The sequence below is a fragment of the Frateuria sp. GZRR33 genome (assembly GCF_051900425.1).
Taxonomy (GTDB): Bacteria; Pseudomonadota; Gammaproteobacteria; order Xanthomonadales; family Rhodanobacteraceae; genus Frateuria_A.
In genome coordinates, this window is sequence record NZ_JBHZGK010000002.1 from 268,366 (window position 1) to 288,057 (window position 19,692).

Annotated in this window: 21 protein-coding genes; 10 read left to right on the forward strand and 11 right to left on the reverse strand. The window is 67.8% G+C overall.

Features of this window, described 5'->3' with window-relative positions; genetic code table 11:
• Positions 1–8: 8 nt before the first annotated feature.
• Both murL and murD read left to right on the forward strand, forming a co-directional pair.
• Complete coding sequence (gene murL / locus ACFWZU_RS03615) at positions 9–1,361, forward strand: UDP-N-acetyl-alpha-D-muramoyl-L-alanyl-L-glutamate epimerase (RefSeq protein WP_439700174.1); 1,353 nt, start codon at positions 9–11, stop codon at positions 1,359–1,361.
• Positions 1,361–2,719, forward strand: coding sequence for a UDP-N-acetylmuramoyl-L-alanine--D-glutamate ligase (gene murD / locus ACFWZU_RS03620; RefSeq protein ID WP_439700044.1), 1,359 nt, complete (start codon positions 1,361–1,363; stop codon positions 2,717–2,719). Before murL ends, murD begins: the two co-directional genes overlap by 1 nt.
• Positions 2,720–3,217: 498 nt before the next feature.
• On the opposite strand, the gene ACFWZU_RS03625 is transcribed toward murD, so the two are convergent.
• The 10 genes from ACFWZU_RS03625 to ACFWZU_RS03670 form a co-directional block, all read right to left on the reverse strand.
• Complete coding sequence (locus ACFWZU_RS03625; protein WP_209616755.1) at positions 3,218–3,505, reverse strand: KGG domain-containing protein; 288 nt, start codon at positions 3,503–3,505, stop codon at positions 3,218–3,220.
• Positions 3,506–3,553: 48 nt separating this feature from the next.
• Positions 3,554–3,733 (reverse strand): hypothetical protein, encoded by a 180-nt coding sequence (locus ACFWZU_RS03630; RefSeq protein WP_439700045.1) that lies wholly within the window; start codon positions 3,731–3,733, stop codon positions 3,554–3,556.
• A 21-nt stretch (positions 3,734–3,754) separates the two neighbouring features.
• On the reverse strand, positions 3,755–3,961 hold the full coding sequence (locus tag ACFWZU_RS03635) for a DUF2795 domain-containing protein (protein WP_301143854.1): 207 nt from the start codon (positions 3,959–3,961) through the stop codon (positions 3,755–3,757).
• 15 nt (positions 3,962–3,976) lie between these two features.
• Complete coding sequence (locus ACFWZU_RS03640) at positions 3,977–4,300, reverse strand: hypothetical protein (RefSeq protein ID WP_439700046.1); 324 nt, start codon at positions 4,298–4,300, stop codon at positions 3,977–3,979.
• A 181-nt stretch (positions 4,301–4,481) separates the two neighbouring features.
• A complete protein-coding gene (locus ACFWZU_RS03645; RefSeq protein WP_439700047.1) occupies positions 4,482–4,715 on the reverse strand; it encodes a KGG domain-containing protein in 234 nt (77 codons plus the stop codon).
• 56 nt (positions 4,716–4,771) lie between these two features.
• Positions 4,772–4,954: a hypothetical protein gene (locus ACFWZU_RS03650; protein ID WP_439700048.1), complete on the reverse strand. Its 183-nt coding sequence runs from the start codon at positions 4,952–4,954 to the stop codon at positions 4,772–4,774.
• A gap of 42 nt (positions 4,955–4,996) precedes the next feature.
• On the reverse strand, positions 4,997–5,176 hold the full coding sequence (locus ACFWZU_RS03655; RefSeq protein WP_439700049.1) for a hypothetical protein: 180 nt from the start codon (positions 5,174–5,176) through the stop codon (positions 4,997–4,999).
• Between the two features lie 367 nt (positions 5,177–5,543).
• Complete coding sequence (locus tag ACFWZU_RS03660; RefSeq protein ID WP_439700050.1) at positions 5,544–9,290, reverse strand: translocation/assembly module TamB domain-containing protein; 3,747 nt, start codon at positions 9,288–9,290, stop codon at positions 5,544–5,546.
• A gap of 118 nt (positions 9,291–9,408) precedes the next feature.
• Positions 9,409–11,166, reverse strand: coding sequence for an autotransporter assembly complex protein TamA (locus ACFWZU_RS03665; RefSeq protein WP_439700051.1), 1,758 nt, complete (start codon positions 11,164–11,166; stop codon positions 9,409–9,411).
• An 88-nt stretch (positions 11,167–11,254) separates the two neighbouring features.
• Positions 11,255–13,855, reverse strand: a complete 2,601-nt coding sequence (locus ACFWZU_RS03670; RefSeq protein ID WP_439700052.1) for a glycosyltransferase family 2 protein — start codon at positions 13,853–13,855, stop codon at positions 11,255–11,257.
• Positions 13,856–14,105: 250 nt separating this feature from the next.
• Here ACFWZU_RS03670 and ACFWZU_RS03675 point away from each other — a divergent pair, with 250 nt between their 5' ends.
• From ACFWZU_RS03675 to ACFWZU_RS03710, 8 genes are all read left to right on the forward strand, one after another.
• Positions 14,106–15,383 (forward strand): HlyD family secretion protein, encoded by a 1,278-nt coding sequence (locus ACFWZU_RS03675; RefSeq protein ID WP_439700053.1) that lies wholly within the window; start codon positions 14,106–14,108, stop codon positions 15,381–15,383.
• Complete coding sequence (locus ACFWZU_RS03680; RefSeq protein WP_439700054.1) at positions 15,376–16,317, forward strand: cysteine peptidase family C39 domain-containing protein; 942 nt, start codon at positions 15,376–15,378, stop codon at positions 16,315–16,317. The genes ACFWZU_RS03675 and ACFWZU_RS03680 overlap by 8 nt, the downstream gene beginning before the upstream one ends.
• Before the next feature lie 46 nt (positions 16,318–16,363).
• Positions 16,364–17,530, forward strand: coding sequence for a peptidase domain-containing ABC transporter (locus ACFWZU_RS03685; RefSeq protein ID WP_439700175.1), 1,167 nt, complete (start codon positions 16,364–16,366; stop codon positions 17,528–17,530).
• A 60-nt stretch (positions 17,531–17,590) separates the two neighbouring features.
• Positions 17,591–17,737 carry a hypothetical protein gene (locus ACFWZU_RS03690; protein WP_439700055.1) on the forward strand — a complete coding sequence of 49 codons (147 nt, stop codon included), beginning with the start codon at positions 17,591–17,593 and terminating at the stop codon, positions 17,735–17,737.
• A 28-nt stretch (positions 17,738–17,765) separates the two neighbouring features.
• Entirely contained in the window at positions 17,766–17,960 is a 195-nt protein-coding gene (locus ACFWZU_RS03695) for a hypothetical protein (RefSeq protein ID WP_439700056.1), read from the forward strand.
• Positions 17,961–18,087: 127 nt separating this feature from the next.
• Positions 18,088–18,261, forward strand: coding sequence for a hypothetical protein (locus ACFWZU_RS03700; RefSeq protein WP_439700057.1), 174 nt, complete (start codon positions 18,088–18,090; stop codon positions 18,259–18,261).
• Between the two features lie 324 nt (positions 18,262–18,585).
• The gene (locus ACFWZU_RS03705) at positions 18,586–18,744 is read left to right on the forward strand and encodes a hypothetical protein (protein ID WP_439700058.1); all 159 of its coding nucleotides are present in this window, start codon (positions 18,586–18,588) and stop codon (positions 18,742–18,744) included.
• 53 nt (positions 18,745–18,797) lie between these two features.
• Positions 18,798–19,130, forward strand: a complete 333-nt coding sequence (locus ACFWZU_RS03710; protein ID WP_301143813.1) for a hypothetical protein — start codon at positions 18,798–18,800, stop codon at positions 19,128–19,130.
• Between the two features lie 41 nt (positions 19,131–19,171).
• Here the strand turns inward: ACFWZU_RS03710 and ACFWZU_RS03715 are convergent, their stop codons facing one another.
• The gene (locus ACFWZU_RS03715) at positions 19,172–19,636 is read right to left on the reverse strand and encodes a Dps family protein (protein ID WP_209616784.1); all 465 of its coding nucleotides are present in this window, start codon (positions 19,634–19,636) and stop codon (positions 19,172–19,174) included.
• Positions 19,637–19,692 lie beyond the last annotated feature (56 nt).

Sequence of the window (19,692 nt, forward strand, 5' to 3'; positions counted from 1 at the left end):
TGACCACTATCAACCCCCGCCTGACTCACAGCTTCCGCTTCCTGCGCGCCACCTACGCCGACGGCGTCGCCGAACTGGCTTACGCCTTCGACCAGGGCGAGGAGATGGTCGAGCGCATCCGCTTCCCGGATGCGCCCGCGTTGCCGCCCGAGCGCCAGCGCGCTTTCGACGCCGCGCTGAAGCTGCTGCACCTGGTCGCCGGCGTGAGCTACTACAAGGCCGGCGTGCCGCCGAAGATCGACGTCGAACCGCTGGATGAGGCCACGGCCGATCTGGCCGACGCGCTGTACCTGCACGGTCTGGCCGAGTTCGCCTACCGCAATGGGCTGGACTTGCGCGGACGCATCGCGTTCCCGCGCGCTGGTGCTCCCTCTCCCGCCGGGGACGAGGGGCCGCGCTTGCCGGAGGCCCCCGTCCTGGATCTCCCCAGGCGCACCCTGGTCCCCATCGGCGGGGGCAAGGACTCGCTGGTCGCCGTGGAGGCCATCAAGTCGGTCGGCGGTGCGGCCACCGCCGTGTGGATCGGCAAGTCCCCGCTGATCGCCGCCTGCGCCGAACGCACCGGGTTGCCGACGCTCAACATCCAGCGCGAGCTTTCGCCCGTGCTGTTCGAGCTCAATCGCCTTGGCGCCTGGAACGGCCACATCCCGGTGACCGCGGTGAACTCGGCCATCCTGGCGCTCGCGGCGATCGTCTACGGCTATGACTCGATCGCCTTCGCCAACGAACGGTCCGCCTCGGCCGCCACGCTGGAGTACGAAGGCCAGCAGGTGAACCACCAGTGGAGCAAGGGCTTCGCCTTCGAGGCCATGCTGTCGGACTGGCTGCACACGCACGTCGCCGCCGACCTGGACTACTGCTCGCTGCTGCGCCCGTATTCGGAGCTGGCGATCACCCGCGCCTTCGCGCGCCTCACGGCTTACTTCGACGCGTTCTCCAGTTGCAACCGCAACTTCCGCATCCTCGGCCCCAAGCCGGCCGACCGCTGGTGCGGGCAGTGCCCGAAGTGCCATTTCGTGTTCCTGGCGCTGGCGCCGTTCCTGCCCAAGCCGCGGCTGCTCTCGATTTTCGGGTGCAACCTGCTGGACGACGAGACCCAGGCCGCGGGCTTCGATGCGCTGCTCGAATACCAGGACCACAAACCGTTCGAATGCGTGGGCGAGGGTGCCGAGGCGCGCGCCGCGATGTATGCGCTGAGCGAGCGCTCGGAATGGCAGGAGGACGCGCTGGTCGCACGCTTCATCCGCGAGATCCTGCCGCAGCTGGACCGCTCGCAACTGGCCATCGAACCCTGGTTGCTGCCTTCGGACGAACACCGCGTGCCGGCCCGGCTGCAACCGGCCTTGCAGGCGATCGGCTGATGCGCATCGCCGATCTGGCCGGGCAGCGCGTCGCCATCTGGGGCTTCGGTCGCGAGGGCCGGGCAGCGATCGCGGCCCTGCGTGCGCGCCTGCCACAGTTACGGCTGACGCTGTTCTGCAGTGCCGCCGAAGTGGCCGCGGCACAGGCGTTCGATCCGGCCCTGCTGGTGCGCGCCGAAGAGCCTGACGCCGTCGCGCTGGGCGGCTTCGACGTGGTGGTGAAGTCGCCGGGCATTTCGGCGTACAGGCCGGCGCTGCTCGGCGCGCAGGCCAGCGGGACGCGTTTCACTTCCGGCACCGCGCTGTGGTTTGCCGAGCAGCCGCAGGCGCCGGTGGTCGCCGTCACCGGCACCAAGGGCAAGAGCACCACCACCGCGCTGATCGCACACCTGGCCCGAAGCTTGGGCGTGCGCACGGCGCTGGCGGGCAACATCGGTCTGCCGCTGCTGGAACTGCTCGATGCGCAGGCGGAACTGTGGGCGGTGGAGCTGTCCAGCTTCCAGACCGGCGAGGCGGGGCCCTTGCCGCTGGGCGTGATCACCAGCCTCTACGAGGAGCACCTGGACTGGCACGGCTCGCGCGAGCGCTACGTTGCCGACAAGCTCAAGCTCGCGCAGGCGGCGCGCACGCTGCTGGTCAACGGCATGCAGGACACCCTGCTCGAACGCACGGCGGCGCACCCGCGGCGCGTGCTGTTCGGCGTGGCCGAGGGCTGGCATGTGCACGACGGCTGGATCCGGCGTGCCGACGAGCGCCTCTTTGCCGCGAGCGGGCTGCCGGTGCCCGGCGAGCACAACGCGCTCAACGCCTGCGCCGCGCTCGCCGCACTGGAGGCGATGGGCCATGACGCACGCGCTGCGGTCCCGGCGCTCGCGCACTTCCACGCCTTGCCGCATCGCCTGCAGCCGCTGGGCGAGCGCGCGGGCCTTGCCTGGATCAACGACTCGATCAGCACCACGCCGCAGGCCACGCTGGCGGCGCTGGCGAGCCTGGAAGGCCGGCAGGTCACGGTGATCGTCGGCGGGCATGATCGCGGGCTCGACTGGTCCGCGTTCGTCGAGGCGGTGGGCGACCAGGCCGGGCTGGCGATCGTGGCGCAGGGCGCCAACGGGCCGCGCATTGCGGCGGCGCTGCGGGAGGCGCAGGCGCTGGGCGAGGTCGCGCTTGTGGCGACGCTGGCCGAGGCGGTGCAGAAGGCGAGGGCGCTGACACCCGCCGGCGGCGTCGTGCTGCTGTCGCCTGGCGCGCCGAGTTTCGACCAGTTCCATGATTACGCCGAGCGCGGGCGGCGCTTTGCCGAACTGGCCGGATTCGATGGCACGGCGATCAGCGGGATCGAGGGACTCGGGGTCGCCTGAGCGGGCGCGCCCTGCAACTTCGGCCGTCGGCCGTCGGTCAGGGCGAACGGCCGGGCGGGATTTTTCGATCACGCGCTCCCGCATCCCTGGTTGGGGGGGCGTGTGCTCCTGGCGCGACTCTAGTGCAGGTTTCCCGCGAGGCTTCCCCCATCCGCCCTTCGGGCACCTTCCCCCGCGCGCGGGAGAAGGATGTGTGGCGAGTCTCGTGCCCTGGTGTGGCAGCGCGCGGGGAGCTCCCTGCTGGGCCGTCCCCCCGCGAACGCAGGGAGGTGCCGACAGGCGGATGGGTCGCTCCTGGCGCGTACTCAGGGGATGTCTCTGCAGGTAGCGATCCCATACCCGAAAAACATCGTCCGCCAGTGGACTCCTGCCGGTTCGACCGAAGCCCGCTGGCGGACGATGCGTGGTGGCGAGGCTGGCGGGTGTGCGCACACCCGCCGTTTCGCCGCGATGGCGCGGCCGGGCGGCGCAAGGCCGCCCGCCGGCCGCGAGGCGCTACTAGCCCTCGGACTCCTTGCCCTTGTTCACCAGGTCGCGCACGCGATGGCCGCCCTTGGTGCCAAGTTCCGAATAGCCCTCGGGGCCGAGTTCTTCCTTGCGTGCTTCGCCGCCCTTCTTGCCGAGCGCCGAATAGCCTTCCGGCCCGAGCTGTTCCTTGCGGGTCTCGCCGCCCTTCTTGCCCATCTCCGAGTAACCCTCGGGGCCGAGCTGTTCCTTGCGGATCTCGCCGCCCTTCTGGCCGGCTTCGCGAACGCTCATGTCACCGGTGTTCTTGTTGCTTGCCATGGTTCGTACCTCTCAGTTGGCAGTGGTTGGAGTGAGCCCCGCGCGGGCTCAGTGGTTCTTGCGCTCGGACTGCTTGCCTTCGTCGACCAGTTCGCTCACGCGCTGGCCGCCTTTCTTGCCGAGTTCCTGGTAACCCTCGTGGCCCAGTTCGTCCTTGCGGGCCTCGCCGCCCTTGTGGCCGGCTTCGCGGACGGTCATGTCGCCCTTGTCGTGGGTCTGCTTGCTCATGCTTGTCTCCTCTGCTTCGGGCTACTCGATCTCGCCGTAGCCCTTCATCACGTCTTGCGGGCCGCCGTAGTGGTCCTCGGGCAGCTTGCGGATGGTCTGCATCACCTCGTCGGGGGCGTCATTGCGGCGCGCGGCCTCGACGAGGTCCTGCTTTTCGGCCGGGTAGTTCACGCCGGACAGGTACTTCTGCACGTTGGCCGGCGAGTTGCCTCCTAAACCTCGTGTCATGGTCAACCTCCGCGATTACTCGCCGCCCTCGGACTCTTTGCCCTTGTTGATCAGGTCGCGCACGCGCTCGCCGCCCTTCTGGCCGAGTTCGGAATAGCCTTCCGGACCCAACTGCTGCTTGCGGGTCTCGCCGCCCTCGCGTCCGATCTCGCTCATCGCGTTCGGACCACGCTGCTCGCGCAGCGCTTCGACGCCGTGGTGGCCGAGGTCCGAATAGCCCTCGGGGCCCAACTGCTCCTTGCGGATCTCGCCGCCCTTCTGGCCGGCTTCGCGCACGCTCATGTCGCCGCTGCCGCTGGCGTTGGACGGGGTCTGGTTGTTGCGGTCGTTGTTTGCCATGGTCGATCTCCGGTTGTGGTGGGGGCCCGCCAGGCGGGCAAGGCACGTGTTGCAACCCGTATGCCAGTGCGCAAAGCGCCATGCCATGCCACTTGACGGTCCGGAGGCGGGCGGCAGGCGTGTAATTTGCGCCTGCCGTGGAAAGAACTGCCTCGCGGGCGCGTGCGGGTCGCCTGCCTGCTTACTCGCCCTCGCTCTGCTTGCCCTTGTTGATCAGGTCGCGGACGCGGTGTCCGCCCTTGGTGCCGAGCTCCGAGTAGCCCTCGGGACCCAGTTCTTCCTTGCGCGCTTCGCCGCCCTTCTTGCCGATGGCCGAGTAGCCCTCGGGTCCCAACTGTTCCTTGCGGATCTCGCCGCCCTTCTGGCCGGCTTCGCGAACGGTCATGTCGCCCTTGTCGCTGTTCTGGTTCTTCATCGTTGTCTCCTTGGGTGGGGAAAGAAAAAAAGTTGGCGCGGTCGCTGTGCAGCGGATCAGTGACGGCGGCCGCCACGGTCCTCGGCCTCATGGCCTTTCTCGACCAGCTCGCGCTCGCGCTGGCCGCCCTTGTGGCCGCCCATCTGACCGGCTTCGCGGACGGTCATGTCGCCCTTGCCGCTGCCCTGGGCCTGCTTCGAGTGCTGCTGGCCGCGATCGTTTTGCTGTTTCTGGCTCATCTGTCTGGCTCCAGTGATGGATCGTGGTGACCGTGCCCGTCTTCAGTGCCGTCCGCGTTGCTCGGCCTGGCGGCCTTCGTTGACCAGTTCGCGCACGCGCTGGCCGCCCTTCTGGCCGGCCTCGCGCACGGTGGTGCTGCCACGGCCGCTTGCGCGCGATGCCGAAGCGCTGGCGGATTTCTTGTTGCCCTGGTCATGGGTGGAGGACTGTTGCCGAGTCATGGTCATCTCCGTGGTTGAACACCCGGCCCTAGGTGCCGGGCACCCAGGGGATTGCATCAGCGATGCCAGAAGCGGAATGGCTCAGCACTGCGGGTTTCGCTGCTCAGCGCAGAGCGCATGCTGAAAAAAGGCGAGGTTCGGGGAAAGAACTACAGGCGCGGCCAGGCGGGTGGTTGCGCGGTGGGCGGGCGTGCGGATCCGCGCGCCGTGGTGCGCGGGTCCGCGGCGCGCGGGGCAGGGCGTTTTCGGTGAGGAGGGTGAGGCTGTGGAGCCCGCACGCCGCGCTGCGTTCCTTGCAGGAGCGCACGTGTGCGCGACCGCCATGCATCCGCTCACGCACAGATGCGCTCCTGCGGGAGATCTTTGTTCAGCGCTCCAGCCGGTAGTTCAGGCTGGCCCGACTGAACTCGGTGGCGTTCTGCACCTCGAGGTTCCAGCGCTGGCTGAGCCGGTAGCGAAGGGTGATCACCTGGCCGGGCTCGAACAGGCCCACGCCGTAGCTCAGGTACAGCCGCGGCGAGAGGTACTTGCCGACAGTGAAGGCCGACTCGCCGCCGAGCGCCTCGTTGCTCGACACGCCGATCTCGTCGATGCCCAGCTTGCTGCCAATGCTCTTGGCCAGCAGGTCTCCGGCAGCCGAACCCAGCGCCTGCGCGGCGGCGTCGACCATGTCGCCCTCGCCGCTGGAGACCTGCGACAGCGGCTTGCCGGTGATCAGGTAGGACAGCGCGTCGGACTGTTCCATCGGCGGGTTGGAGAACACCGTCAGGATCGGCCGCTGCGCCGTGCCGGTGATCAGCAGGCCCACTTCCTGGCCCTCGTCGATGGTGGCGTTGGGGTTGAGGCTGCGCACCGCGCGCAGGTCCAGCCCGGGGTTGTCGATCGGCGTGCCGGCGAACAGCAGCTTGCCCGATTCGATATGCAGGTCCTGGCCGTAGGCCTGGTAGGTGCCGCTCACCGCGATCTGGCCCTGGCCACGGGTGGCGCGGCCGGGCTCCTCGATCACCGTGAGCGTGCCGGTGAGCTTGCCGTCCAGGCCCTTGCCGGTCAGGTGGGTCTTGCGGCCGAGGTCGACTTTCACGCGCGCGTAGATGGGCAGTTGCGCGGCGGCCTGTTCCTGCTCGCGTTCGTCCACGACCACGACGTCGGGCGAGGCCTTGGTCGCGCCGCCGCCGGGCAGGCGGTCGAGGTTCACGTCGGCGCTGTCCACCGTGACCGCGCCGGTGACGTGCACTCCCTGGACGTCGCGCTGCACGCGCAGGTCGGGCGTGAGCACCACCTGGGCCGCGGGAATGTCGGCCACGGTGACGTCCTGGCCGGTGAGCGTGATCGCGCTGGGCGTCTGCGCGGTCAGCCCGTAGCTGCCGCCGATCAGCAGCGTGCCCTTGCCCGAGCGCACATGGCCGTCCAGCTCCACGTGCTGCGCGTCGGGAGCGCGCAGCGCCACCGTGCCGTCGGTGAGCTCCAGGCCCAGCGCGGGCACCTCCGCGGCGAAGCCGTCCACCGTGGCCTGGCCGGTGACCGCCGGTTGCGCCAGCGTGCCGGCGAAGGCGAAGCGCCCGTCGAGGTGGCCCCGCACGTTGGCCACTTCGCTGGTGAGGAGCTCCAGCGGGGCGAGGCTGTCGAGGTTGACGCTGAGCTGGCCGCCGAGTGCCTGGGCGTCGCCGTCGATGGTCAGGCGGCCATCCAGACGGCCGTTGGCATTGAGCGCGGCGTGCGCTTCGAGTTGCTGGTGGCCAGGGGCGAGGTCGGCGTCGACGGTGAGGCCGCGCCAGGCCAGCAACGGGCGTTGCGCCTGCTGGCTGTAGGTCACCGAGCCCTGGTCGGAGGCGAGCGTGGCCTTGCCGCTGAGTGCGCCCCGCGCGCTGCGCTCGAGCGTGCCTTCGCCATGCAGCTCGCCGTCGGCGCGCATGGGCAGGTCCGCGTAACCGGCGGCGTTGAGCAGCAACGCCAGCGGCAGCGCGCGCAGGCGGTAGCTGGCGGTGAGGTTGCCGGTCTTGTCCTGTTTGCCCTGCACGCACAGCAACGGGTCGCCTGCGGTGAGGCACAGCGGCGAGAGCGCCAGCGCACCATCGGCGTAATCCAACGTGGCGGGGGCCTGCAGCCGCCAGCGCGGCAGGCCTTGCGGTTCCAGGTCCAGCGTGTCGAGGGTGCCCTTCCAGCGGCGCTGCTTCAGGCTGCCGTGCAGCGCGAGCTGGGCAGAGAGCTGCCTGCCGTTCGCGTCGAGCGTGAGTTTGTGGGCCGTTTCGGTGCCATCGGCATGCAACGCCAGGGTGTCGAAGGCGAGGCCGCCGAGCCACGCATCGCGGGCATCGAGTTCGACATTGCCGCTGGGGCTGCTGATGTCCGGCACGTGCGCGTGCAGGTCGAGCCGGCCGACGCGTTGGATGGCGTAGGTGATCGTGCTGCCATGGACCTCGGCGTCGACGCCCAGCGCGGGCGGCAGGCCGGTGACGTGGGCGCGTGCCTGGAGCCGGCCGCCGGCGTCGGGCAACCAGTCGGCGAGCGTGGCGATGGTCGCCTGCACTTGCACGTCGTTGCGTGTGCCGGGTTTGCCCTCGACTGACAGCGTGCTGTTGCCGGAGGAAAGCGCAAGCGTGCCGTCCACCACCTGGTTGGGCGAGAGATGCAGTTGGCCCCGGCCGCGCAGTGGGCGGCCTCGCAGGCGACCGTCCAGGCGGGCGAGGTCGAGCGTCGCGTCGGGATGGCCCGAGGGCAGGGTGCCGCGGGTCGTCAGTTGCGCATCCAGCGCGCCGTTCCAGCCGGCGAAGAGCTGGCCCGGGTCGAAGTCGTTCGCCTCGGCTTCGAGTTCCCAGCCGAACACCGGTTGCAGGGTGAGCGTCCCCTGCGCGTGCAAATCGCCTTGCGGCTGCCGGACCTCCAGCGTGTGCAACGTCAACTGCTGTGGCGTGCCGTCGACGTTCACCGCCAGCTGCGCGAGCTTGCCGGGCGGGCCGACCGCGATGTCGCCCTGCGCGTGGAACTGCGCCGTGCTGCCACGCACGTCGAGTCGGCCGTGGCTGTCCAGCGGCTGGCCGGCCAGCTCGGCGGGCAGCTCCAGGCCCTGCCAGGAAAGCTGCAGCGTGCCGGTGGGCGGTGTGGCGTCGAGCTGGATCTGTCCGTGCGCCTGCAGCGTGCCCTTGATCTGCGGCGAGCTGAGGGTGAGCGTGTCCAGCGTGAGGCGGCTGAGGTCGTCGCTCAGCCGCGCCTGCAGCGGAGCCAGTTGCAGGCGCCATTGATCAAGGTCGACGGCACCGGTGAGCGTGCCACTGCGGCGGTCGCCCTTGCCGGTCAGGTCGACTGCCAGGCTCTTCAGCGTGCCCTCGCCGAGCAGGGGGGCGGGGTCGAAGCGCGGCGCCTTCAGCGAGGCGGTCCACGGCCACGCGCCGCCCTGTTCGAGCTGGACCTGCAGATGCGCCGCCATCGGCCGGCTGAGCGCGAGGGCGAGCCGTGCGTGGGCGCCCTCGCTGTGCGCCTGCAACTGGCCGGCGTAGGTGGTGTCGCCGACGGTCCAGGCGAAGCTCGCCTGGCCGTTGCCCTGCCAGGTGTCGCCGATGGCGAGCGTGCCGTCCACGTCCGCGTGGCCCTGCGGCGAGCGCAGGCGCAACGTGCGGATGGCGATGCCCTGCGCGTTCCACTGCCCGGCGATGTCCAGCGTGTTGGCGGTGAACAGCGGCTGCTTGCCCTCGTGGATCACCACGTCGGCCACGTGCGCCTGGTCGACCTGGATCGCCAGCGGCGGCTGGAGCGACAGCGGGCTGCTGCCCGGTTCGCTCGGCGCCGGTGGCGGCAGCGCGACGTCGACGCCCTGCACATGGAGGCTGTCGAGGTGCAGTTGCTTGCCGAGCAGCGGCCAGAGCCGCACGTCCAGCCTGGCGCTGGCCACATGGACGTCCAGGCCCTTGCCGTCGGTGTAGCGCAGGCCCTTGAGCTGCAGCGGACCGGCGAGGGTGCCGCTGGATTGCTGCACGCTGAGCGCGCCGTCGGTGAAGCCGCTGGCGCGCTCGAGCGCGAAGCGCAGTCCCGCGCCGGTACCGAGCAGCCACCACAGGCCCAGCGCCAGCAGCAGGAGCAGGACGACCAGGGCGATGCCGATGCGCTTGAGCCACTTCACGCGCGCCTTCCCCCGTTGCCGCGAGCCCGCGCGACCGGATTCTTCCCGCGCTTGCGGGGGAAGGTGCCGGCAGGCGGAAGGGAAGCTGCGCGGCCGGCGCAGGGCGGATGGATGCGCATCACAGGTCCGGCCCTATCACCACGTGCAGCTGGATGCCGTGTGCGTGGTCATCGTGAATCGGCGTGCCCACGTCCACGCGGATCATGCCCACCGGGGAAAGCCAGCGCACGCCCAGGCCGGCGCCGATGCGCGGCCGGTAGTCCGTTCCATTGAACGCGTTGCCGGCGTCGACGAAGGCGGCCATGCCCCAGTTGCGCGTGAAGTAGTGCTCCACTTCGGTGCTGGCCACCAGCAGGTTGCGGCCCCCGATCACCCGGTCAAAGCTGTTGCGCGGGCCGATCGCCTGGTAGCCGTAGCCGCGCACCGAACGGTCGCCACCGGCGAAGAAGCGCAGTTGCGGCGGCAGGTCGGAGAAGTCGCCGGTGGAGGTGATGCCGGCGCTGGCGCGCAGGATCAGGCGGTCCCGCTCGGTGAACGCGTCGATCCACTTCGCATCGGCCGCCAACTGGCTGAATCGCGTGTCCGACAGCAGCGAGCCGGCGGTGCTGCGTGCGTACACGCTGAGCGACCAGCCATGGCGCACGAACGTGGGGTTGTCGCCGTGCTTTTTCGACAGCGAGGCTTCGGCGAACACCAGCTTGCTCTGGCCACGTTCGATGCCGGGCGTGTTGTCCGGCTCGTTGCCGCGCTTGCCGACAGTGAAGGTGCCAACCAGCGCATGCGCGCCGACCGTGCGCGTCCAGCCGTGCCACAGGTCGGTATGGTTGCCCACCAGCTCCAGCGTGCGCGATTGCGAGGTGACGGTGTCGGCGTCTCGGAAGTTGACGCCGAAGTTGAGGCTGCGCTGTTCGCCGCCGGGGAGCGGGATCATGTACTGCGAGGACAGCGTCTTCAGCCGCTGCGCAACCACCAGCTCGTTCTTCCACTTGTGCCCGCGGCTGTTGACCCAGCGCCGCTCCAGCCCGACGCGGACGCCAAAGCCGGTGTCGGTGCCGAAGAAGGGGCCGCCGGTGTAGACGCTGCGCTTGGCCGGCTGCAGTTCCACCTCGACGTCGACGGTGCGACGCGTGTCGTCGACGTCCGGGCGTACATTGACCACGGAGAAATAGTCCGCGCCGTTGAGCGCCTGCTGCAGGCGCAGCAGGTCGGCCTGGTCGAAATAGTCGCCACGGTCGAACGGCACGAAGCGCTGGAGGAAGCCCGGCTCGAATTGCGAGTCCTTGAAGGCCACGGTGCCGAAGCGGTAGCGCGGGCCGGCCTGCCAGGCGAGGTCGACCACGGCGCTGTGGTCGGCGCGGGTGACGCGCACCTGGTGCGTGACCAGCCTGGCGCCGAGAAAGCCGTTCGCGGTCAGCGCGCCGCTGACGTCGTCGCGCGCTTTCCCGTAGGCGCCGTGGTCGAGCACGTCACCCTTGAGCCGTTCCACCTCGCGCTCGGCGCGGCGGATCGCCGGGATCGCAAGCGCCGTCTCGTCCAGTTTCACGTGCACTTCGGTGATGCGCACCGGCTCGCCGGGCTTGACCGTCAGCGTGACCTGCCAGTCATCCGTGCCGGTGCGCGTCAACGAGCCCTGCACGCTGGCCTCGTAGTAACCGTAGGGCTCCAGTGATTCGCGGACCTCGGCGGGGGCGTCCTCGTAGAGGCGGCGGATCTGTGCCTCGCTGACCGGCCGGTTGGCGTACTGCGACAGCGTCAGGCCCGCCTGCACGGCAGACTTCAGCGGGTCGTCCACGCCCTTGACCGTCAGCCGAACGCCCGCGTGCGCCGCCAGCGGCAGCAGCAGGAGCAAGACGATCAGGCGTCGGAGGCGGCGCATGTGGTGGGGACGTCCCTGTGCGGAGGCCTGCGGGGCGCTCCAGCTTAACCACGCCGATGTTGCCGCGGCATAAACACGCGGCGAGCGGTCAGCCCACCTTGTCCCCCGCCTTGTGCGCGATCCACGCACCGGCCACCGCCGAGAAATACGGGATCGACTGCGCCGCCAGGATGAACATCCACAACGTGCCCTCGATGTAGCGCGTGCCGAAGGACAGGCCCATGCCTATGATGCACATGACCAGCGCGCAGGCCATCAGCAGCTCCTCGCGCACCGGCGCGAAGGCGGCGAAGCCGGACTCGCCCAGGCGACGGCTCTTGGCGGTGACCACGAACGCGGTCTTCTCGCGCGTCAGGCCGTGCAGGATGCCGCGCGCGATCGCGTGCGACAGGCCCATGCTGGCCACCGAAGCCATCAGCGTGTCGTACCAGCCGCAGGGCACGCGCGCGCGGTAGAGCACGATGCCGAAGATCGCCTTGGCGAAGAAGAACCCGATCACCGGAATCAGGAACAGCTGCATCGGCAGGCTGAACAGTTGCGGGAAGGCGACCATGCCGGCGGTCCAGTAGATCGCCATCAGGGTAAAGATCAGGTGCAGTGCGTCGGCGAACCAGCTGAACCAGCCGGTGAGGAAGTGGAAGCGCTGGCCCATCGAAAGCGGGCCGCGCTTGGTCATCCAGTCCCAGCGGCCCTTGAGGATCTGCATGGCGCCGAACGCCCAGCGGTAGCGCTGGCTCTTGTACGCCTTGAAGTCGGCGGGCGTCAGTCCCTTGCCCATCAGCTCGTCGACGTAGACCAGCTCGTAGCCGGCGTGCATCAGGCGCAGGCCCAGCTCGGCGTCCTCGCAGATGGTCCACTCCGACCAGCCGCCAGTGCCTTCGAGCGCCGAGCGGCGAACCATCGTCATGGTGCCGTGCTGGATGATCGCGTTGCGCTCGTTGCGGTGGTGCATGCCGATGCGGAAGAAGCCGTCGAACTCCCACGCGGTCATGCGACGGAAACGGTTGTGCTCGAAGTCGCGGTGGGCCTGCGGGCACTGCACCACCGCCACCTTCGGGTCGTGGAAATAGCCGGTGAGGGTGGACAGCCAGTCCTCGCGCACCACGTAATCGGCGTCGATCACCGCCACCACGTCGGCGCGCGGGTCGGTTTCCTTCAACCCGAAGTTGAGCGCGCCGGCCTTGAAGCCCGGCCACGGCTCCAGGTGGAAGAAGCGGAAACGCTTGCCCAGTTGCTCGCAGTAGGCCTCGACCGGCTTCCACACGTCCGGGTTCTTGGTGTTGTTGTCGATCACCAGGACTTCGAAGTTGTCGTAGTCCAGCGCGGCCAGCGAATCCAGCGTGAGCATCACCATCTCCGGCGGCTCGTTGTAGCAGGCCAGGTGGATGGAGACGAACGGCTGCCGCTCCGCGCGGTCGGGCTTGAGCATGGCGGCGTGGCGCTGCCAGCGGCGGCGCCACAGCACTTCGGTGAACTCGAAGCCGTTGATCAGCAGGATCGCCAGGATCGCCACCTGCGCGGGGAACAGCAGGACCAGCATGGTCCAGTCGATCCAGCTCAGATAGAAATTGAAGGGCAGGGTGGCCGACCAGACGATCAGGCCGCAGGCCAGCTGGATCAGCAGGCAGAAGAACAGCCGGCCCATCAGCTTGAAGCGCTTGAACTTGCGCGCGAACCAGATCATCGGGATCAGCGCCAGCAGGCTCGCGGCCAGCGCCTTCCAGGGCCAGGCGGTGTCCTCGGTGACCGGGCCGGTGAACGGGAACTTCAGTTGCCGGTCGGCGTTGAAGGTGCCCCAGTAGGCGCCGGTGCGGCCCTCGCCCAGGTTCTCCTTCCACGGCTGGTCGAACGCTTCGAGCAGGTAGTAATCGATGTTGCGCGCCTTGGCGGCATTGAGCCAGTCGCGGATGAAGATCGCCTCGTTGGAGATCGACGGATCGGCGTATTCGTGGCGATCGCCGTTGGACGGCCAGCCGATCTCGCCCACCACCACCGGCTTGTCCGGGTAGTGCTGGACGATGTTCTGGTAGGCGCCGAGCGCTGCATCGACCGCATCCTTGCGCGCGATGCCGTTCCAGAACGGGAACAGGTGGATGGTGATGAAGTCGACGTGGTCGGCCAGCTCCGGGTACTTCAGCCAGATGTAGTCCGGCTCGGCAATCGACACCGGCTGGCGGATCGCGGCACGGGCGCGGTCGAGGTAGTCCTCCATCTGCTCCACGCTCAGGTCGCCGCGGAACAGCACTTCGTTGCCCACGATCACGCGATGGATCGTCTCCGGATAGCGCCGCGCCAACGCGATCAGCGCGTCGAGTTCCTTTTCGTTGTTGATCAGGCGCGTATCGATGTTCGCGCCGGCCATCACCTTGAGGCCTTCCTTCTCGGCCAGCCGGTAGACCTGCGGGTTCTCGAGCGTCGAATAGGTACGGATGCGCGGGGTGTATCGGCGCAGCAGCTTCAGGTCCGCGTCGATCTCCTCGTCGGAGGGGAAATCCTGCTTGAGTGGGTTCTGGTAGCGCTGGAACACCGACACCGAGTAGCCACTGATCGGCCCGTGGAAGTCTTCCGGGCCGTGCGGGCGGTTGCTCCACCACCACAGGGCGATATTGAGCGCGGCCACGAGCAAGGCGAGCAGGATGGCCGCAAGCAGCGGATGCCGGCTGTCGTGGGTGGGTGCTGTGGCGCTCAAGACTTTCCCCGGCGGACGCCTCCATGTGAGGCCAAGTTAGCCCGCGGAGCTTAACGATCCGGGGGAGATGGCTCAATAAAGGCCTTGCGGGGTGGTCAGCGCGAGGTCAGCGGGGCGCCGGGTTTGTCGCAGGTTCGCCTGCGCGAGTAACGGGTTCTGCTGGCATGGCCAACCCGGGAATTTTTCCGATGGTTGACGCGGTGAAGGTCGCGTGTAATGCCACCGACCTGTTTCGGCAAATGGATTTGCAGTGGCCCAGGAATCGCTTTTTCGACCGGAAGTGCTGAAGGCCAGGCACGGAAGCTGGCTGGGCGACATCGCCATTGCCTCGCCGCTGTCGCGGTGGACCTTGCTGGCCCTCGCCGCGACGTTGGGCGCGGCAATAGTACTGTTCCTCGTTCTGGGCCATTACACCCACCGCGAGAGCGTTGTCGGGCAATTGGTTCCCAGCGCCGGCCTGCTTGGTGTCGCGGCACCCGGCCCGGGCACGGTCACTCGCGTTCTCGTCCGCGACGGCGACCGGTTCAAGGCGGGCGACGTCCTGCTTGAGATCTCCAGCAACCAGGACAACAGCTTGCTCGGCGACACCCATTTGTTGGTCGGGCACCAGCTGCAACTGCAGGAGCAGCGGTTGGAGGCCGACCTCGCCACGCAGCAGCAGCTTGCAACACAGCAGACGGATGCGTTGCACGACAAGGCCCGCTTGCTGGAGGCCCAGCTGGCGCAGGTTACCGATCAGGTCGCGCTGCAAAAGCAGCAGGCCGCCAGTGCGCAGGCGCTGCTCGAACGCATACGTCCATTGGGCGCCAAAGGCTATGTCTCCGCGTTGCAGATCCAGCAGCAGGAGGCTGCAGTGCTCGAAGCGAGGACGCAATTCCGGACACTGGTCCGACAGCAACTCGATGCACGACAGGCGCTGGCGACCGTGCAACAGCAGCTGGACCAGCTCCCGCTCGACACCTCCACCAGGCAGAACGAGACGGAGCGCCAGCTTGCCGCCATCAGGCAATCCATCGCGCAGAACGAGATGCAGCGGGCCATCGTTTTGCGCGCTCCGGGCGACGGGACCGTTTCGGCGGTGATCGCCAAGGTCGGGCAGACGGTCGCGGCCGCGCAGCCACTGCTTTCGGTCCTGCCGGCCGGTTCGCGGTTGCAGGCCTTGCTTTTGGTTCCCAGTCGGGCGGTCGGTTTCGTCGAACCTGGCAGCCGTGTCGTGCTGCGTTACGAGGCCTTTCCGTACCAGAAGTTCGGCCAGCAGTATGGCCGGGTTACGGATATCTCGCGCAGTGCGCTCTCTCCGGCGGAGGTCGGTGTGCTGGTGGGGCAGCAGCCGAAGGAACCACTCTATCGCGTACAGGTCGCCCTCGACCGGCAGTCGGTGCCGGCTTATGGCAAGGCCGAATCACTGAAACCGGGCATGGCCCTGCAGGCGGACATCCTCATGGAGCGGCGGCGCCTGATCGAATGGGCGTTCGAGCCCCTGTACGGTATCGGGCACCGCCTCGCCGGAGGTCCGTCCCGTGGCTGACGGCGTTGGGCAGGAGCGGCGGTCGGCGTCCACGGAGGGCTATCGCGCCGCGTTGCAATTCGGCTGGCGCCGCGCGTTGCCGATGATGTTGCAGACCGAGGCGGCCGAATGCGGGCTGGCCTGTCTGGCCATGGTTGCGGTCTACCACGGCCACGACGTGGACCTCGCTGGCCTGCGCCGTCGCTTCTCCACCTCGCTCAAAGGTGTGAATCTGGCGCAGGTGATGTCGATGGCGGCGCAGCTGGGCTTCGCCACCCGCCCGTTGAAGCTCGACCTGCCAGACCTCAGGCAACTCAAGCGGCCGTGTCTCCTGCACTGGGACATGAACCACTTCGTGGTCCTCAAGCGCGTAACCGCGCGCGGTATCGTCATCCATGACCCCGCCCGCGGGGTGCGTGCATTGCGCCTGGCGGAGGTGTCCGAGCACTTCACTGGCGTGGCGCTGGAGCTGAGCCCCGGGGCGGATTTCCAGCCCGTGAACGAGCGCCATGGCATCTCCTTGCGCGCCCTGACCGGATCGTTTCGAGGCATCGCGTCCGCCTTCGCGCAGATCCTGGTGCTGGCCCTCGTGCTGGAAATCTTCTCGCTGGCCACGCCCTTCTACACCCAATGGGTGCTCGACCAGGTGCTGGTCTCGGCCGACCGCGATCTCCTCACCTTGTTGGGACTGGGGTATGGCGCGATGGCGATATTCCAGGCGCTGGTCGGGGCGGCCCGTTCCTGGGTTGTCGCCTGGCTCGGTGCGACCGTTGCAGTGCAATGGCAAAGCAACCTGGTCGGCCACCTGCTCAAGCTGCCACTGGACTGGTTCGAGAAGCGCCATATGGGCGACGTGGTATCCCGCCTCGGGTCGTCGCAGACCATCCAGAGGACGCTGACCACCCAATTCATCGGTTCTCTGCTCGATGGTCTGATGTCGCTGGCGACGCGCTGATCGTGATGGGCTTCTACACCTGCCGCTCACCGCGCTCGTCGCTGGCCTGTTCGTTCTCTACGGACTTCTCCGGTGGTGCTTCTTCAACCCGTTGCGTCGTGCCAACGAGGACCAGATCGTCTGCGCGGCGCGCCAGCAAAGCGAGCTGCTCGAAGCCATCCGTGGCGTGCTGCCCATCAAGCTGGCCAACCAGCAGGACGAACGTCGTGCGCGCTATGCCAACGCCACGGTGCGCATGACCAACCGTGACATCGGCATCCAGCAGCTGGCGATCACGTTTAATACGGTGAACCAATTGATCTTCGGCATCGGCAGGGTTGCGCTGGTCTGGATTGCTGCCGTGCAGGCGCTGAAAGGACGGCTGTCGGCCGGCATGCTCATTGCTTTCATCGCCTATGCGGACCAGTTCATCGGCCGGGCTGTCGCATTGATCGACAAGGGGGTCGATTTCCGGATGCTCAAGCTGCATGCGGAGCGGCTGGCCGACATCGCCATGTCAGCGCCGGAACAAGCCGGCGAGCCGGGTTGGGTCGGCGATCCGGCAGACGCGAGCATCGAACTGCGCGACGTCAGCTTCCGGTATGCGGGAGGGGAGCCCTGGATCCTCAGGAACTGCAACCTGCGGGTGGAGTCGGGTGCCTCGATCGCCATCGCGGGCCCGTCCGGCTGCGGAAAGACCACGCTCGCCAAGATCATGCTGGGGCTGCTCGAGCCCGACGAGGGCGAGGTGCTGTTCGGCGGGATCCCGATCAAGAAGCTCGGCCTCGCGCGCTATCGCGCGCGGGTGGCGGCCGTCATGCAGGACGACCAGCTCTTCGCCGGGTCGATAGCGGACAACATCTGCTTCTTCGATCCGCAGCCGAACTGGGACTTGATCGGCGCCGCGGCGGCCACGGCCTCCGTGCACGCGGACATTGCCGCGATGCCGATGGGATACCAGACGCTGGTAGGCGACATGGGCTCCTCTCTCTCGGGCGGGCAGCGCCAGCGGGTGATCCTCGCTCGTGCGCTGTACCGGCGCCCGCAACTGCTCGTCCTCGACGAGGCCACCAGCCATCTGGACGTGGAGCGGGAACGACTGGTGAACGCGGCCATACAACAGATCAGGATCACTCGCGTCGTCATCGCGCACCGCCCCGAAACGATGGCTGCCGTCGAACACGTCATCTCCCTGAAACAGGGGAAAACAGAATCCGTTCACGCCTACCATTGAGGAAAGGAATCGGATGCCTTGCAGAGCCTCTCTGCAGATCAACAAAACAAGGAAGGTGTCATGCAAGAGTTGACCATGGGCGAAGTCGCATTCGTCGCGGGTGGCGAGATGAGCACGGCGACCAAAGTCGAGATCGGCATTGCGCTGGCGGTGTGCCCCCTGCTCGGGCTGGGCATGCTGGCCGGCTACTACGCCAACGCGAAGTAAACCTTCATACGAAAACAGAAGTTAGATCATGTCCGCTTCCATTGCACTGAATCGGGCGGGATCCATGCGTGAACTGACGATCGCCGAGGCCGAGGCGGCCTCCGGTGGCGTCGTGCTCGCCGTCGTCGGCGCGGTCATCGCCGCCGGCACGCTGGCGGTTGCCATCTTCAGCCTCGGTTGCGACCTCGGCAAGCAGATGGCCGAGCGCGACAACGCGCAGTAAGCCGTCCGGCGGATGGTGCTGCGGTCCGCGCACGCGGACATGCGGCGTCAGTCAGTCTGGATGTTGATGGGTGACGGGTGTGGCCTCGGGCCACACCCGTTTCAAAGCCGGGCAGGGAGCACCAACAATGAATCTGATCGATAGAGAAACCATCGGTTATGGAATGGCTCTGGCGGGGGTTGGGCTGCTGCTCGTGGGGCTGGTATTCGTCCACTCCGGGTGGCTCAGGTACATCCTTGTCATTGCCGCCATCCTGACTTCCATCGCTGCCCTGGTGACACTCCTCCAGGGTCGAGGTTAACGGCTGTCCGTTCGTCGGGCCAGAACCGGTCCTTGCGGTTCGCGATGGCGATCAGTGCACTCCGCTGCCTGCAGAGCCGTCCGCCGCTGCTGTCCCGCATCGAGCCGCGGGGCTGTGCGAGGCGACCTCTCCTATTTCGCTGCAGGGACCAGGCATTCGCGCCGCCGCATCAGGATTGAGCCTGTGGGTACAACGATTTGTGCGCTCGCCGATCACGGCCACCGAGGGTCCGGGGGAGGGCGCCAGGAATTTGCGCCAGCGTTGCGCTGGCGCAAGCCGATCGCCGGAGCGGTTGACTTCCGGCAAGCAACCAAAGGAATGAAAATGCAGATCCTGACTGAAGAGCAGATTGTCCGTGTGGGCGGTGGCGTGATCGACGCCAACGAGGGTGCGGATATGATCCTGGCGCTCGGCGCCATGGGTGGTCCCGCTACCTTTTGCTTCGCTTTGCCGATTGCCGCCGCGCTCTTCTATCTGAGCTGAGCAGGCCAACCATCCCGCCGGCGACGCCGGCGGGATCAACCAAAGAGCCACCCATGGAAGCATTCATCGAAATCGAGGCAGCGCGCCTGGAAGACTGGCGCCGGGAAATCGCGTCGATGCGCCTGAAGGCCTTGCGCCAGTCGGTGGCGATCACAGCCGGAATCTCGACCATGGCGCTTTACGTGGTTTTTTCGCACTTCCCCAGCGAGCTCGTGCTGATGCTGGCGGCGCTGGCCTTCCTGGTGGTGGCCCATGGGTTCGCCCAGTCGAGGACGTTGCGCTTCCTGGAGCGGGACATCCGCTCGCACCTGCTGGCGACCTGGGCAGAGCGCCCCACCTTCGGCCAGTTGCCGACCGCGGCCGCGCACCACTGGCGAGACAGCTGAGGCGTCCGCGTCGGCGAGCGGTGCGTCCGGTCGCGCGGTCCTTACTTCAACAGCGAGCGCAGCATCCATGCCGTCTTCTCGTGTTCCTTCAAGCGGCCGGTGAGCATGTCGGCGGTGCCTTCGTCGCCCCCGTCCTGTGCAACCTTGATGGCGCCGCGGGCGGTGTGGGCGGCGATCTCGTGGCCTTCGACGAGCTGGCCGACCATGTCCTTCCAGTCGGGCACGCCTGCCTCTTCCTTGATCGAGGTCAACTTGCCGAACTGGCTGTAGGAGCCGGGAGCGAACACGTCCAGTGTGCGGATGCGCTCGGCGATCTCGTCGGCGGCCAGCCACAGCGCGTTGTACTGGGTCTCGAACATGGCGTGCAGGCTGTTGAACTGCGGGCCGGTGACGTTCCAGTGGAAGCTGTGCGTCTTCAGGTACAACGAGTAGGTGTCCGCGAGCAGCTTGGAGAGCTGTTCGGCGATGGTCTGGCGGTCCTGCTGTGCGATGCCGATGTTGGCCATGGGTAATCCCTCCTCGTGAAGTGGGTACGCGTTCCAAGGTACCGGCTGGCGCCTGC